Below are 14,528 nucleotides of genomic sequence, written 5' to 3' on the forward strand. Positions count from 1 at the left end.
TCTCGTGTCGCCGCCGGCAACGGATGGTTCCGCTGTTCCGGCTCGTTCGACCCTATCGCGCGAAGCGGCCGATCGGTCGCTCATGACGCGGCATTTTCCCCGCCCGTGCCGCCATCGTGTCCGCTACGGTGGACGCATGTTGGGTGACGGGAACGGCTGGGTCCGCGACCCGGACGGTTCCCGGTACTGGGGCCGGTTCGGCGCCGCGGGCCTACTGGCCTTGTCGCCAGACGAGTCGAAGGTGTTACTCCAGCACCGCGCGTGGTGGAGTCACCAGGGTGGAACCTGGGCGCTGCCCGGGGGTGCCCGCGATTCCCACGAGTCCGCGGCCGATGCCGCGTTGCGAGAAGCCTTCGAGGAGACCGGTCTTCCGCCCACCTCGCTCGAGGTGCTCTCCGAGGTGGTCACCGCCCGCTCGGAAGTCGGGTGGACCTACACCACAGTGCTGGCCCGGCTGGTCGAGCCCCGCGACCTGATCCCGAACGAGGAGTCCACGGCGCTGGAGTGGGTGCACCTGGGCGCAGTGCCCGACCGGCGCCTGCACCCCGCCTTCGCGCAGAGCTGGCCCGAACTTCAGGTTCAGCTGCAGTCTCTCAACGAGAGCTGAGCGCCGAGCGGAGCGCGCGGGCCGCCCCCTCCGGGTCGTCGGCGGCGGTGATCGCACGGACCACCACGATCGCGTCGGCGCCCGCGGCGGTCACCTCGGGCACCCGGTCCAGATCGATACCGCCGATGGCGAACCACTTCCGGTCCGGCGCACTGGCGGCAGTGCCGCGCACCAGCTCCAGTCCCGGTGCGGTGCGTCCGGGCTTGGTCGGCGTGGGCCAGCACGGGCCGGTGCAGAAGTAGTCGACGCCCGGTTCCGCCGCCGCGGCAGCCGCCTGCGCCGCGTCGTGCGTGGACCGGCCGATCACCACCTCGTCGCCCACGATCCGGCGCGCGACCGCGACCGGGAGATCGTCCTGGCCGAGGTGCAGGACGTCGGCGCCGGCCGCGAGCGCGACATCGGCCCGATCGTTCACCGCCACCAGGGCGCCGTGCGCATGCGCGATCTCGCGCAGCTCGGCCACCAGCTCGATCTCCTGCTTCGCCTCCAGCGGACCGAACTCGCGCTCGCCGGCCGACCCCTTATCGCGCAGCTGCACGATGTCGACGCCGCCGCGGAGCGCGGCCGCGACGAACTCCGCCAGGTCACCGCGCTCGCGGCGGGCGTCGGTGCACAGGTACAGGCGGGCCGAAACGAGGCGTTCGCGCGGGGAGACCATGCGCCCAGGGTAGACGCCGGGGGTAGGCTGGTCGCCGAACACACGGGAGCTCCGGGCATCGCACGATGAACGAGGAGCTGAGAGTGGGGCACGAGCCGTCCCTGACCGTCAGACCTGATCCGGGTAATGCCGGCGAAGGAAGGATCTTGCAGGTGAAAAGCAGTGTCTCCGTTGTGGGTGCGGGCATCGTCGGGCTCACGGTGGCCTGGTCGTTGGCGCGCGCCGGGGCACGCGTCGCCGTCTACGATCCCGCGCCCGGGTCCGGTGCCTCGTGGGTGGCGGGCGGCATGCTCGCGCCCTACTCCGAGGCCTGGCCCGGCGAGGAGGGGCTGCTCGCCCTCGGTGCGCAATCGCTCGCCCTCTGGGAGGGGTTCGCCACCGCGCTGCAGCCCTACGCCGACGGTCCGCTGATCACCGCCCGCGGCACCGTGTGGCTCGCCGTCGACGACGGTGATGCGGAAGAGCTCGCCACCGTGACCACCGCCGTGGGGGACGAGCGGCTGTTCGCAGCGCTCCGTCCCTCCGCGGCGCTGCGGACGATTCCCGGTGCCGCGCCGCGGATCCGGGCGGCCGCACAGGCACCGTCGGAGCGCGCGGTCGATAATCGGCTCGTGCACCGGGCGCTGCTCGCGGCCTGTGCCGCCACCGGTGTGGAGCTGCGCGCCGAGGCCGTCCGCGCACCGTCGGAACTCCCGGGTGACGCCGTGATCGTCTGTGCTGGAGCCGCTTCCGTCGATCTCCTGCCGGGCTGCGCGGTGCGCCCGGTGAAGGGCGAGGTGGTGCGGCTCCGGCGCGCACCGTCGTGCCTGCCGCCCCCGGAGGTGACGGTCCGGGCCCGGGTGCACGGTCGACCGGTGTACGTGGTGCCCCGCGCCGACGGCGTGGTGGTGGGTGCCACCCAGTACGAGAACGACCGTGATCTGGCGCCCCGCGTGGGCCCCGTGGTCGAACTGCTCGGCGACGCCTTCACCGTGCTGCCCTTCCTCCGCGAGTACGAGCTGGTGGAGGTCACCGCGGGACTGCGGCCCACCCGCCCCGACAACCTGCCGCTGCTCGGCCGGGTGGACGGCCGGGTGTTCGCCGCCACCGGGCACGGTAGGAACGGAATTCTGCTCGCACCGGTCACGGGCGCGCGGGCGGTGGATATGGTGCTCGATCAGGAGGTGCACGCATGGAATTGACGGTGAACGGTGACGACCGGGAGGTGCCCGAGGGCACCTCGGCGGTGGCGCTGTTGGAGCTGCTCGGCCTGCCGGACAAGGGCGTCGCCATCGCGGTGAACGGCGCCGTGCACCCGCGGTCGGGCTGGGACGAGGCCTTGCCGGCGTACGCCGACGTGGAGGTGCTCACGGCGGTCCAGGGTGGCTGAGCCGGACGCTCTGGTGATCGCGGGCCGCGAGTTCGGTTCGCGGCTGATCACCGGGACCGGCGGCAGCGCGAACCTGGAGCATCTGCGGGCCGCGCTGGTGGCGTCGGGGACGGAGCTGACCACGGTCTCGCTGCGCCGGACGAGCCTGGCCGAGGGCGGCGGCGTGCTCGACCTGATCCGCGGCCTGGGCATCACCCCCCTGCCGAACACGGCGGGGTGCCTCGGCGCGGCCGAGGCGGTGCTCACCGCGCGGCTGGCCCGAGAGGCCCTGGGGACGAACTGGATCAAACTCGAGGTGATCGGCGACGATGAGACGCTGCTCCCCGACGGGGTCGCGCTCGTGGAGGCGGCCGAAGAGCTGGTGGCGGACGGATTCGTGGTGCTGCCGTACACGAACGACGATCCGATCCTGGCGCGCCGACTGGCCGATGTGGGCTGTGCCGCGGTGATGCCCGCCGGGTCACCGATCGGTACCGGTCTCGGAATCCTCAACCCGCACAACATCGAAATGATCGTGGCGCAGAGCGATGTGCCCGTGATCCTGGACGCGGGGATCGGCACCGCCAGCGATGCCGCGCTCGCGATGGAACTCGGCTGTGACGCCGTGCTCCTGGCCTCCGCGGTGACCCGAGCCTCCGATCCCGAGGCGATGGCCTCCGCGATGCGGCTGGCCGTGGAGGCGGGGCGGCTGGCGCGTGCCGCCGGGCGCATGCCGCAACGCCGTTGGGCCCAGGCGTCGTCACCGATCGACGGACGCCTGGGCACCTAGCGGATCCGGGTCACACCGGGGCGAGGTCGTCGTCCGCGGTGGGAGCCGTGGTGCCATCGGTCACGGGGGTCTCGACGATGTCGTGGTCCTTGGTCTCCACCATGAGGTAGCAGCAGAGCACGCTCACGGCGGACAGCCCGGCCAGCATGTAGCCCACCCACAGCTGGTTGCCATCGGCCACCCATTTCGCGGCGATCAGCGGCGGAATCGCGCCGCCCAGGATGCCCGCCAGGTTGTAGCCCAGGCCGGCCCCGGTGTAGCGGTACCGCTCGTGGAACATCTCGGGCAGCGCGGCGCCCGCCGGGCCGTAGGCGATGCCGAAGATGATCAGCGTGCCGATCAGGCCGACGGCGTAAATCGGCAGGCTCTTGGTGTCCAGGATCGGGAACAGCACCAGCGACCACACCACGGCCAGCCCGCAGGAGGTCATGATCACCTTGCGGCGGCCGATCTTGTCGGAGTAGACCGCCGACGCGGCGATCGCGAGCCCGAAGCAGACCGCGCCGGCCATGCCCATCGCCAGCACCGTGGTGCGCGGGAAGCCCAGGTTCTTGGTGGCGTAGTTGGTGAGGAAGGCGGTGCCCATGTAGAACAGCGAGAACAGCGAGGCCAGCGCACCGGCGGCGATCAGGATCTCCTTCCACTGGAAGCGGATCGCATCCAGGAAGGGCAGCTTGGTGCGGTTGATCTCGCTCATCGCCCGCTTGCGGACCTCGGTGAAGACGGGGGTCTCCTCCACGGTGAGCCGCACCCACAGGCCCACCAGCACCAGCAGCGCCGACAGCAGGAAGGGCACGCGCCAGCCGATGGTCATGAAGGCGCTGTCGGCGTTCTTGGTATCGCCCGCGGTCAGCGTGAACAGCAGGAACGTGCCGCTGGAGAGGAAGAACGCGAACGACGGTCCCAGCTGCGGGAACATCGCGTACAGGCCGCGCTTGCCCTTCGGTGCGTACTCGGCGGTGAGCAGCGTGGCACCGGCCCACTCGCCGCCCACGGCGAAACCCTGGAAGAAGCGCATCACCACGAGCAGCACCGGCGCGAGTGTGCCGATGCCGTTCGGGAACAGCCCGAAGACGCCGGTCTCGCTGCCGGGCAGCAGGCCGATCATCACCGTCGCGGCGCCCATGATGAGCAGCGTCCACACCAGGGTGCGCTTGCGGCCGATCCGATCGCCGAAGTGCCCGAACAGGATCGCACCCACCGGACGGGCGAAGAAGGCCACGGCGAAGGTGGCGAACGAGGCCAGTGTGGCCACGCCCGGGCTCATGTTCGAGAAGAAGATCGTGGGGAACACCAGCGCTGCCGCGGTGCCGTAGATGAAGAAGTCGTAGAACTCGATCGTGGTGCCGATCGAGCTGGCCATCGCCACCCGGCGCAGCTTGGGCTTCGGGACGGTCGGGAGTTCGGGTGCGCTCAACTTCGCTCCTGGGGTCGAAAGGACGTGCCAGAAACCTAGTGATGCTCGTCACAGTCGCGGTACCCCCGAAAGGGGGTAGCCCTGTGGATCAGGGGAGAAGTCCCAGGCTGCGGGCCCGGGTGACCGATTCGAAGCGGGTGCGCGTGCCCAGTTTCTGGCCCGCGCTCCGCAGGTAGGCCTTCACCGTCTCGGCGCCGATGGACAGCCGCTGCGCGACCTCCGTGTTGGTGCATCCCAGGGCCACCTGGGCGAGTACATCCACTTCGCGCGCCGTGAGTGGGCGCTGCGGCGGCGCCTCGCTCGGGCTGCGGCCGAGTCCGGAGATGCGGCCGCACGCCGATTCCAACCGGGCGCGCACCGCACCGTCGGCGATCTCCCCGGCGATGGTGCGCAGTTCCGAGAAGACCTCGCGCAGCAGCTCGCGATCGATGCCGCCGAGGGCGCTGCGCTCGGCGGCCGCCGCCTCGGCGAACCGCACCCGGCGCTCCACCTCCTCGCGGATCCGCAACTCCTGCGCCAATTCCCGGACGGTGCGCGAGACCGCGCCGAGCACGGTGTCGCCGAGCGTGGACTCGCGCCGGTCGGCGGCGTAGAAGACCGCGCGCACGGTGTCGTTCACCGTGAGTGGCATCGCGACCATCGAGCGCAGGCCCTCCGCCGCGACCTGCGCGTGGTAGTGCTGGGTGATCCCGGCGGTGCTGTAGTCGGCGACCGCCGTGGGCCGCCCGGTGCGCAGCACGTGCCCGCCGAGGCCGGCGCCGCGCGCCACCGGCAGGCCGTCGAGCGCCGCCGTCCGCAGGCCGACGCCGCCGCTGAGCACCACGCGGTCGGTATCGACCAGGCCCACGAAGGACACAGGAAGTTCGGTACGGGTGCGAATGGTGCGCAGGGCCGACCGCGCCGCGTCGAGGTCGACGACCGGCGCGAGGCCGGTGGGACGGGCGGGCATGACGGTTCTCCGGGGCTACGACATCAGGTGAATCATCATGACATGTCCGACTGTCCCCAGTGACCTGAATCACGTGTCGACGATCCACCTCCTCGGCGTCCGTTTCGCCGATCGAGGTAGCAGCGCGTCCCACCCGGAGGCGGTCCGCGGTTGCTAGCGTGAATTCATGATCGAAGTCTCGGGACTGACGAAAACGTACGGAGCCGTGCAAGCGGTCAACGACCTGACGTTCGCGGTGCGGCCCGGCCGGGTGACCGGATTCCTCGGCCCGAACGGGGCGGGGAAGTCGACGACGATGCGCTGCATCCTGGGGCTCGACCGGCCCACGGCCGGCACCGCGACCATCGGCGGCCGCGAGTACTCCACCATCGACCGGCCGCTCACTCAGGTGGGCGCCCTGCTCGACGCGAAGTGGGTGCACCCCAATCGCACGGCCCGCAATCATCTGCGGTGGCTCGCCGCCGCGAGTGGGCTGCCGTCGAGCCGCGCGGACGAATGCCTGTCCATGGTGGGCCTGTCCGATGTGGCGAACAAGAAGGCGGGCGGCTTCTCGCTCGGCATGTCGCAGCGGCTCGGGATCGCCGGTGCGCTGCTCGGCGACCCGGAGGTCCTGATGTTCGACGAGCCGGTGAACGGCCTAGACCCCGAGGGCATCGTCTGGGTGCGAACGTTCATGAAATCGTTGGCCGCACAGGGCCGCACCGTCTTCGTCTCCAGTCACCTGCTGGCCGAGATGGCGCTCACCGCTGACGACGTGGTGATCGTGGGACGCGGCCACCTGGTGTGGAACGGCACCATGGCCGACTTCATCGCGCAGAACTCGGAACACTCGGTGCGCGTGCGCAGTCCGCGCGAGCGCGACCTCGCGCAGGCCCTCACCGCCCGCGGCCTGCAGGTGAGCATCGCCGCCGAGGCGGCGCCCGGAGGAGGTGGCCGGACCGTGATCACCGTGCGGGGTGCCACCAGCGACACCGTCGGGGAGATCGCCGCCGCGGAATCCCTTCCGCTCAGTGAGCTCGCGCCGCAACAGAGTTCGCTGGAACAGGTGTTCATGCAACTCACGGGTGCGGCCGTGGAGTACCGGGGCCTGGGAGGTGCCGCATGATCGTTCGTGCCGTCCGCGCCGAGTGGGTCAAGCTCTCCACCGTGCGCGCCACTCGCTGGACCCTCGCATCGTCGATCGCCCTGGGGCTGGTGATCGTGGCGCTCGTGGCCTGGGTGACCCGCAACACCGAGTCCACCTCGGAGGACGGGATCCTGCTCGCCCTGGCACCCTTCACCGGCCTGGCCGGGATGCCCGGTATCGCGGTGATCTTCTCCGCGGTGGTCGGCATCCTGTCGATCACCAGCGAGGTCCGGTTCAACACGATCCGCACCACCTTCCTCGCGGTGCCGAACCGCCCGATCGCCCTGACCGCCAAGACCGCGGTGGTCGCCGTGGTGTGCGCGCTGGCCTTCCTGGTGGCGGAATGGCTGGCGATGGGGTTGTTCCTGCTGATCGGCGGCGGAGGGCCGGGCTTCTCCGCCACCGGCGCGGGGGCGAGCGCCTACCTCACCCTGCCGCTGGCCGCGGGCCTCGCCTCGATCCTCGGGGTCGCCGTGGGAACGGCGATCCGCAACGCCGCGGGTGCGATCACCGTGTTGCTGGCGTACATGCTGGTGGTCGAGAGCGTGATCTCGGCGGTGCCGCAGACCAGGGACGCCGCGCCGTACCTCCCGATGACGAACTTCGAGAATCTGCTCGGGATCGCCCTGCCGTCGACCACGATGCCGTGGCCCGCGTGGGGTTCGTTGATCTACCTGATCGTGGTGATCGGTGCGCTGTGGGCGGGGGCGGTCGCGCTGATCGCCCGACGGGACGCCTGAGCGGCTCCTGTGACCCGAACCGCCGTACGGCGTTCGGGAACGCGCAGGTCACGTTCTGTATGAGGATCACGTGAACATCTGCTCACCCACCTTTCGCCAGATCGTTCGCAGTGCTACATAGGAAGGGTGACCGCGCAGCCGCCAGTCGTCGAGGAGGCGTCGCCCATGCCCACCGGGCAGGACGGCGGCGCCCGGCGGCGCGCCCCGAGCCGGGCCGCGCGGCTCCGTAAGGCGTGCACGGGGCGGGTGCCCCGGTATCTCGCGGTGGTGCTCGTGGCCTGGATCGCCGCCGAGGTCGCCTCGCTGTTCGGCGTCCCCGCACCGTCCTTGCTCGCCGCGCTCGCCCTCGGCGCCGCCCTGCGCATCTTCCTGGGCCGGGAGATCTCGGTCCCCGCCGATGCGAGCCGGTGGACCCAGGCCTTCATCGGAGTGATGCTTGGCAGCTACCTCAACCTCGAGGCCATCCGCATCGTCGGGCCGGTGATCGCGCCCTTCCTGCTGATCTCCATCCTCACCATCGTGCTGTCCATGTTCACGGCCTGGGCACTGAGCCGGTTCGTGGCGGCACTCGACCAGCGCACCGCGACCCTCGGACTCATGGTGGGCGGATCGTCCGCCGTGGTCACCCTGTGCGACGAGCTCGGCGCCCGCAAAGACGTGGTGGGCGTAATGCAGTACTCGCGCGTGCTGCTGGTGAGCCTCACCGCTCCGTTCGTGATGACCGCGCTCGCCGGAACCGCCGCGACCACCACGGGCCGCCGCGTGACCGACCTGCAGATCGTGGGCCGCGGCGACCAGATCGCCGGACTGTCCATCGCCATCGTCTTCGCCATGGCCGGAATGTGGCTGGGGCGCAAGCTGAAGCTCCCCGGCGGCGGCCTCATCGGGCCGATGCTGGTGGCGGCGGTGATCGGCGGCGCCCAGCTGACACGCGGCTTCGCGCCGCAGGGCGCCTTCAAGGAGCTGCTGCTGATCGTGGTGGGCCTGGAGGTGGGCCTCATGTTCGACCGCCGCATGCTGCGCCGCCTCGCGCACCTGCTGCCCGCGATCGGTGTGGGCATCGTCTTCCTCTGCGGTGTGGTGGCCCTGCTGGCCGCGGCGGCCGCCCGGATCACCGGCGTCCCGCTCGCGGACGCCTACCTCGCAACCACCCCCGGCGGCATCAACGCGGTCGTGGCCAGTGCCGCCGGCAGCGGCGACGCGAACATGGCGCTGATAGCCACGGTGCAGAGCCTGCGATTGATCATCGTGGTGCTGGCGCTCCCGCTGATCGTGGTGGCGATGAACCGCCTCGCGATGCTCAAGCGTCCGGACGCAGCCGCCACGACGCGTTGACGGGGCCGTGCCCCGCCCCGACCGGGTAGGCGGCGGCCAGCGACCGGGTGACCCAGTCCTTGCCGAAGGCGATCGCCTCGGGGACCGACCAGCCGTGCGCCAGAGCGCAGACGGTGGCGGCACCCAGGGTGTCGCCCGCGCCGTGATCATGCCGGGTGTCGATGCGCTGCGCCTCGAACTCCAGGAAGTCGGTGCCGTCGTACAGCAGGTCGGTGCTGGTGACCGCGGTGCGCAGATGCCCGCCCTTCACCAGTGCCCAGCGGGCTCCCAGATCGTGCAGGGCCCGCGCGGCGTCGCGCTGGGTGGCCTCATCGACCACCTCGATCCCCGTGATCAGCCGCACCTCGTCGAGATTCGGAGTGACCACCCAGGCGAGCGGGAACAGCCGCCGCAGCAGGGTGTCGAGCGCCTCCGGGGTGAGCAGAGGATCGCCGTGCTGCGAGGCGCACACCGGATCGACCAGGAACGGGATGTGCTCCCCGATCCCGACATCCGCCGCGGTATCGGCGATGGCATCGATGATCCCGGCGTTCGCCAGCATCCCCGTCTTCACACCGCTCACGCCGATGTCGGCGACCACCGCGAGGATCTGCCCCGCCACCGTCTCCGGGGGGATCGCATGGAAACCCGTGACACCCAGGCTGTTCTGCACGGTGACCGCGGTGACCGCACTGGTGCCGTGCACGCCGGCGAGGGCGAACGTGCGCAGGTCCGACTGGAGACCGGCGGCGCCGCCCGAATCGGAACCGGCGATGGTCATCACCCGCACCGGCGTCTCGCCGAATCCGGGCAGGGGCAGGTGCTGCATGCCTGCCAGGCTAGTCCTCGGCCGGCGCGGCGACCCGCCACAGCGGGTTGACGGGGCCGTGGCCGGCGCCCAGCGGGTAGGCCCAGCGCAACCCCTCGGTGACCCACGCCTTCGCGAATTCCACGGCCTGCGGCACGGAGCGTCCGTGCGCCAGGGCCGCGGTGATCGCCGCCGCGAGGGTATCGCCGGCGCCGTGGTCGTGGCCGGTGGGAACCCGCGGCGCGACCAGTTCGACGTCCTCGGAGCCGTCGGTGAGCAGATCGGGACTGTCCGGGGAATCACGCAGGTGACCGCCCTTGATCAGGGCCCACTGCACGCCCAGATCGAGCAGGGCGCGCGCGGCATCGCGTTGCGACGCGGCATCGATGACCTCGATCCCCGTGATCAGCCGCACCTCGTCGAGATTCGGGGTGGCCACGGTGGCGCGGGGCAGGAGTACGGTGCGCAGCGCGGCGAGCGCGTCCGTCGCCAGCAGGGGATCGCCGTGCATCGACGCCGCGACGGGGTCGACCACCAGGGGCGCGGTCCGGCCCTTGCCGATGTCCCCGTCGTCGACCGCGGCCGCGACCGCCTCGATGATCGCGGTGGAGGCCAGCATCCCGGTCTTCGCCGCCTCCACCCCGATATCGCCGGCCACCGAACGGATCTGCGCACCCACGATCTCCGGGTCAACCTCGCGGAAGTCCTGCACGCCCACGCTGTTCTGCACCGTGATCGCGGTGATCGCCACGCTCGCGTGCACACCGAGCATCGCGAAGGTCCGCATATCGGCCTGGATGCCCGCGCCGCCGCCGGAATCCGATCCGGCGATGGTCAGTACGCGGTGCGGGGCGGTGCCGCGCGGCGCGGTCGGCAGGGTCGACGGTGCGCCCACCGTCACCCTGCGCGGAGTGGTCACCGTTGCGCGGTCTCGAGCGGGATGTACACCCGCCCACCCGCATCGGCGAACTCCTGCGACTTGGCCGCCATATCGGCCGCCAGCTTCGCGTCGATGTCCTCCTGGGTCACCAGGTTGTGTTCCTGCGCGTAGGCCCGCACATCGGCGCTGATCCGCATGGAGCAGAACTTCGGCCCGCACATCGAGCAGAAGTGCGCGGTCTTCGCCGGCTCGGCGGGCAGGGTCTCATCGTGGAACTCGCGGGCCGTATCCGGATCGAGCGAGAGATTGAACTGGTCGATCCAGCGGAATTCGAAGCGCGCCTTGGACAGTTCGTCGTCCCGCGACTGCGCCCCCGGGTGTCCCTTGGCGAGATCGGCCGCGTGCGCGGCGATCTTGTAGGTGATCACGCCGGTCTTCACATCGTCGCGGTTCGGTAGCCCCAGGTGCTCCTTCGGCGTCACGTAGCAGAGCATCGCCGTACCCGCCTGCGCGATGATCGCGGCGCCGATCGCCGAGGTGATGTGGTCGTAGGCCGGCGCGATATCGGTGGCCAGCGGACCGAGCGTGTAGAACGGCGCCTCCTCGCACAGCTCCTCCTCGAGCCGCACGTTCTCCACGATCTTGTGCATCGGCACGTGACCGGGGCCCTCGATCATCACCTGCACGCCATAGGACTTCGCGATCTTCGTCAGCTCGCCCAGCGTCCGCAGCTCGGCGAACTGGGCCTCGTCGTTCGCGTCCGCAATGGAGCCGGGCCGCAGGCCGTCGCCCAGCGAGAAGGTCACGTCGTACTCGCGCAGGATCTCGCACAGCTCCCGGAAGTGGGTGTACAGGAAGGACTCCTGGTGGTGCGCCAGGCACCACGCCGCCATGATCGAGCCGCCGCGGCTCACGATGCCGGTGACCCGGTTCGCGGCCAGCGGCACGTACCGCAGCAGCACACCCGCGTGCACCGTCATGTAGTCGACGCCCTGCTCGCACTGCTCGATCACCGTGTCCCGGAAGATCTCCCAGGTGAGCTTGGTGGGATCGCCCTTGACCTTCTCCAGGGCCTGGTAGATCGGCACGGTGCCCACGGGAACGGGGGCATTGCGCATGATCCACTCGCGGGTCTCGTGGATGTCCTTGCCGGTGGACAGGTCCATGATGGTGTCGCCGCCCCAGCGGGTGGCCCACACCATCTTCTCGACCTCCTCGGCGATGGAGCTGGTGACCGCCGAGTTACCGATGTTGGCGTTGATCTTCACCGCGAAGGCCTTGCCGATGATCGCCGGTTCCAGCTCGGGGTGCCGGTGGTTCGCGGGGATCACCGCACGCCCGGCGGCCACCTCGGCGCGCACGAACTCGGGATCGAAACCCTCGCGGGCCGCGACGAAGCGCACCTCGTCGGTGATGATTCCCGCACGGGCCCAGGCGAGTTGGGTGCTCGCCCCGTCCACGGCGGCGGGCTTGTTCCAGGCGTCACGGGTCTTGGGCAGGCCCGCCTGCAGATCGTGGAGCTGATCTTCGGCGGTGTACTCCGTGTACGGCCCCGAGGTGTCGTAGACGTCGTGGTGATCGCCGTTGGTCAGTGAGATGCGGCGGAAGGGCACGCGGAGCGGGCCGTTCGCCCCGTCGACCTCGGTGTAGCGCTTCGCGGATCCGACGATCGGGCCGACGGTGACGGTGCTGACTTCAGTGGAGACAGAATTGGACATGCGGGACTCCTTCTCCCTACGCCGGCATTACCCGGACAGGTTCGTTCGGTCGACGCCCGCGTCAGGCGTCCTCTCAGCTCGTTGCGACGAGCTCCCGTGTGGTGTGCGCTTCCGAGCCTAACGCACTCGGCGCGCAGTCTCAGGCGATACGCACGCCCCTGGGCAGGTTCCCTGCGGGAACGCGCAGGCGGCGGGCCGCGAAGGCCACTCCGATCCCGCCCAGTGCGAGGTTCGCCAGCAGACCCCAGTACCAGGTGTGGCCGAGATAGCCGTCGGTGCGGCGTCCGGAGCGCAGATAGTAGGTGTCGTTGCCCGACCAGTACCCGACCTCGGCGCAGGTTCGGTCCTGATTCGGCTGGGGCGCGGTGCGGAGCTTGGAGATCGAGTCCGCGATATCGCCGAGAGCCGACTCGGACGGTGGCCGGGGTCGTCCGGCGGGGCCGTAGTCGGCCCAGTTGCGCCGCTCGCGGGCGGCGTCGCGTCCGGTGTCGCGTTGGGCGGCCGCATCCGCCAGCACCACCGCGGGATTCGGTGCCACGATCCACCAGATCCGCTCGGTGTGCTCCACGGTGACCTCGGTCCGCTCGATACGGCAGGTGCCGCTCTCGCCGGTGTCGCTGTAGGTCCACACCGGGCGATCGGCCGCGATCCGTTCCTTGGTCACGGGTGTGAGCAGCGCCGCGAGGATCGGCAGCCCGATGAGGAGGAAGAGCATCGTGAGCTGGGTGAGTGACGCGGATCCGATGGGGCGCGACAGCAGTGCCGAATACCCCAGACCGATCCCGCAGTAGGTGAGGAAGAGCACGGCGACGCAGGCGATCCCGAGCACGGATGCCCACACCGGGTAGTTCGCCTCGATCGTGCCCCAGATCAGGTACGGCGACGCGACCAGGAGCAGCGCACAAGAGGCGATCCAGGCGCCCAGCACCTTGCCGGCGGCGATCTGCAGCCCGCCGGCGGGGGTCGCCTGCACGACGGCCAGGGTGGCGTCCTTGCGGTCGCCGTTGATCGACGTGGCCGTCATCGTCGGCGCGACGACCAATCCGAGGAAGCCCACGAATCCCAGCACGATGAAGTAGAGGTTCTCGCCGAACGTCTGCCGGCCGCTGTCCGGAGAGGTCGCGGTCATGAACCACAGCAGCCCGAAGACGACCGCGCTCACCATGAGGAAGAAGGCGCCCAGCAGGACGCGCCAGCGGGTGGCGCGGGTGCGCTGGCGCAGCTCCAGCCCGACCAGCACGCCGACGGTGCGCCACCAGTTCATGAAAGCGCTCATGTGCGGTCGGCCTCCAGTGCGAAGTACGAATCCTCGAGGGCGTTGGTGGCCCGGGCGAACTCCACCACGTGCACGCCCGCGGCGACCTGCTGGGCGAGGTGTGCCGCGGCGTCGGCCTCGGAATCGAAGGTGAGAAAGGTTCCGGCACCGGCGGGTTCGCCCACCTCCCGAATCCGCCAGGTGCTCGTCGCGGTTTCCGGTGGGGCCTCGGTGCGCCCGCCGGCCATCATCACCACGTCGTCGACCATCTCGCCCAGCTCGGACAGGATGTGCGAGCTGACGAGAACGGCGCAGCCACCGTCGGCCAGGGCGCGCAGCGAATCCCGGAGCTCGAACCGCGAGCGCGGATCCATCCCGGAGGCGGGTTCGTCGAGCAGCAGGATCGGCGGCGAATGCACGACGGCGCGGGCGAATCCGAGGCGCTGCTTCTGCCCTCGGGAGAGCACCTGCGCGGGTCGGTCGGCGAACTCGGACAGGTGAACCCGGTCGAGCAGCTCCGCGGCGCGGGCCTTCGCGGCACCGGCCGGCGTGCTGTAGAGCTTGGCGAAGGTGGTGAGGATCTCGGTGGGCGTCAGGGAGTCCCAGGTGCCGAAGACATCGGGCATCCAGCCCACCCGGGTGCGCAGATCCTCCGGTGCGATGGGCGCACCGTCGAGCTCGACGGTGCCGCTCGTCGGACGCAGCAGTCCCGCCAGCATCAGCAGCAGGGTGGTCTTGCCCGCGCCGTTCGGCCCGACGAGGCCGGTGATCCGACCGGGAGTCAGCGTGAGGGTGGCATCGGCGACGGCCACGTGCTGCTTGAAACTCCGCGTGAGGCTGCGGGCGACCATGGTCATGGCAACAAGGTATCGGAGATTCATGATCGCGAAATGTGACAGGCGTGAAAACACTCGCGCC

15 protein-coding genes and 2 riboswitches are annotated in these 14,528 nt (G+C 70.4%); of the genes, 7 read left to right on the plus strand and 8 right to left on the minus strand.

Annotation, left to right across the window (positions count from 1 at the left end):
* Positions 1–136: 136 nt before the first annotated feature.
* Positions 137–607 carry an NUDIX hydrolase gene (locus TTY48_RS11700; RefSeq protein WP_220657653.1) on the plus strand — a complete coding sequence of 157 codons (471 nt, stop codon included), beginning with the start codon at positions 137–139 and terminating at the stop codon, positions 605–607.
* Here TTY48_RS11700 and thiE read toward each other — a convergent pair.
* Positions 594–1,265 carry a thiamine phosphate synthase gene (gene thiE, locus TTY48_RS11705; protein WP_220657654.1) on the minus strand — a complete coding sequence of 224 codons (672 nt, stop codon included), beginning with the start codon at positions 1,263–1,265 and terminating at the stop codon, positions 594–596. The two genes, TTY48_RS11700 and thiE, sit on opposite strands and share 14 nt — an antisense overlap.
* Positions 1,266–1,297: 32 nt before the next feature.
* Positions 1,298–1,423, plus strand: a riboswitch (TPP riboswitch).
* Here thiE and thiO point away from each other — a divergent pair.
* The 3 genes from thiO (at position 1,418) to TTY48_RS11720 (ending at position 3,403) form a co-directional block, all read left to right on the plus strand.
* Entirely contained in the window at positions 1,418–2,446 is a 1,029-nt protein-coding gene (gene thiO / locus TTY48_RS11710; protein WP_220657655.1) for a glycine oxidase ThiO, read from the plus strand. It overlaps the preceding riboswitch by 6 nt.
* A complete protein-coding gene (gene thiS / locus TTY48_RS11715) occupies positions 2,437–2,634 on the plus strand; it encodes a sulfur carrier protein ThiS (RefSeq protein ID WP_220657656.1) in 198 nt (65 codons plus the stop codon). Before thiO ends, thiS begins: the two co-directional genes overlap by 10 nt.
* Positions 2,627–3,403 (plus strand): thiazole synthase, encoded by a 777-nt coding sequence (locus TTY48_RS11720; protein ID WP_220657657.1) that lies wholly within the window; start codon positions 2,627–2,629, stop codon positions 3,401–3,403. Before thiS ends, TTY48_RS11720 begins: the two co-directional genes overlap by 8 nt.
* A gap of 10 nt (positions 3,404–3,413) precedes the next feature.
* On the opposite strand, the gene TTY48_RS11725 is transcribed toward TTY48_RS11720, so the two are convergent.
* Together TTY48_RS11725 and TTY48_RS11730 are read right to left on the minus strand one after the other, a co-directional pair.
* Positions 3,414–4,766 carry an MFS transporter gene (locus TTY48_RS11725; protein WP_255585752.1) on the minus strand — a complete coding sequence of 451 codons (1,353 nt, stop codon included), beginning with the start codon at positions 4,764–4,766 and terminating at the stop codon, positions 3,414–3,416.
* Positions 4,767–4,908: 142 nt separating this feature from the next.
* Positions 4,909–5,769 carry a LuxR C-terminal-related transcriptional regulator gene (locus TTY48_RS11730; protein WP_220657659.1) on the minus strand — a complete coding sequence of 287 codons (861 nt, stop codon included), beginning with the start codon at positions 5,767–5,769 and terminating at the stop codon, positions 4,909–4,911.
* A gap of 166 nt (positions 5,770–5,935) precedes the next feature.
* Here TTY48_RS11730 and TTY48_RS11735 point away from each other — a divergent pair, with 166 nt between their 5' ends.
* From TTY48_RS11735 to TTY48_RS11745, 3 genes are all read left to right on the plus strand, one after another.
* Positions 5,936–6,874, plus strand: coding sequence for an ABC transporter ATP-binding protein (locus TTY48_RS11735; protein ID WP_220657660.1), 939 nt, complete (start codon positions 5,936–5,938; stop codon positions 6,872–6,874).
* Positions 6,871–7,635, plus strand: coding sequence for a hypothetical protein (locus TTY48_RS11740; protein ID WP_220657661.1), 765 nt, complete (start codon positions 6,871–6,873; stop codon positions 7,633–7,635). The genes TTY48_RS11735 and TTY48_RS11740 overlap by 4 nt, the downstream gene beginning before the upstream one ends.
* 165 nt (positions 7,636–7,800) lie before the next feature.
* Positions 7,801–8,970 (plus strand): AbrB family transcriptional regulator, encoded by a 1,170-nt coding sequence (locus TTY48_RS11745; protein ID WP_255585646.1) that lies wholly within the window; start codon positions 7,801–7,803, stop codon positions 8,968–8,970.
* On the opposite strand, the gene thiD (TTY48_RS11750) is transcribed toward TTY48_RS11745, so the two are convergent.
* The 5 genes from thiD (TTY48_RS11750) to TTY48_RS11770 form a co-directional block, all read right to left on the minus strand.
* Positions 8,936–9,778, minus strand: a complete 843-nt coding sequence (gene thiD / locus TTY48_RS11750; RefSeq protein WP_220657663.1) for a bifunctional hydroxymethylpyrimidine kinase/phosphomethylpyrimidine kinase — start codon at positions 9,776–9,778, stop codon at positions 8,936–8,938. The two genes, TTY48_RS11745 and thiD (TTY48_RS11750), sit on opposite strands and share 35 nt — an antisense overlap.
* Before the next feature lie 10 nt (positions 9,779–9,788).
* The gene (gene thiD / locus TTY48_RS11755; protein ID WP_255585647.1) at positions 9,789–10,676 is read right to left on the minus strand and encodes a bifunctional hydroxymethylpyrimidine kinase/phosphomethylpyrimidine kinase; all 888 of its coding nucleotides are present in this window, start codon (positions 10,674–10,676) and stop codon (positions 9,789–9,791) included.
* Positions 10,673–12,355, minus strand: a complete 1,683-nt coding sequence (thiC, locus tag TTY48_RS11760) for a phosphomethylpyrimidine synthase ThiC (RefSeq protein ID WP_220657664.1) — start codon at positions 12,353–12,355, stop codon at positions 10,673–10,675. The genes thiD (TTY48_RS11755) and thiC overlap by 4 nt, the downstream gene beginning before the upstream one ends.
* A riboswitch (TPP riboswitch) is annotated at positions 12,352–12,463 on the minus strand. (Overlaps the previous gene by 4 nt.)
* A gap of 31 nt (positions 12,464–12,494) precedes the next feature.
* Positions 12,495–13,631: an ABC transporter permease gene (locus tag TTY48_RS11765; protein ID WP_220657665.1), complete on the minus strand. Its 1,137-nt coding sequence runs from the start codon at positions 13,629–13,631 to the stop codon at positions 12,495–12,497.
* Positions 13,628–14,467, minus strand: coding sequence for an ABC transporter ATP-binding protein (locus TTY48_RS11770; protein ID WP_220657666.1), 840 nt, complete (start codon positions 14,465–14,467; stop codon positions 13,628–13,630). The genes TTY48_RS11765 and TTY48_RS11770 overlap by 4 nt, the downstream gene beginning before the upstream one ends.
* Positions 14,468–14,528: the final 61 nt, after the last annotated feature.

The organism is Tsukamurella sp. TY48 (assembly GCF_019656655.1).
Taxonomy (GTDB): Bacteria; Actinomycetota; Actinomycetes; order Mycobacteriales; family Mycobacteriaceae; genus Tsukamurella; species Tsukamurella strandjordii.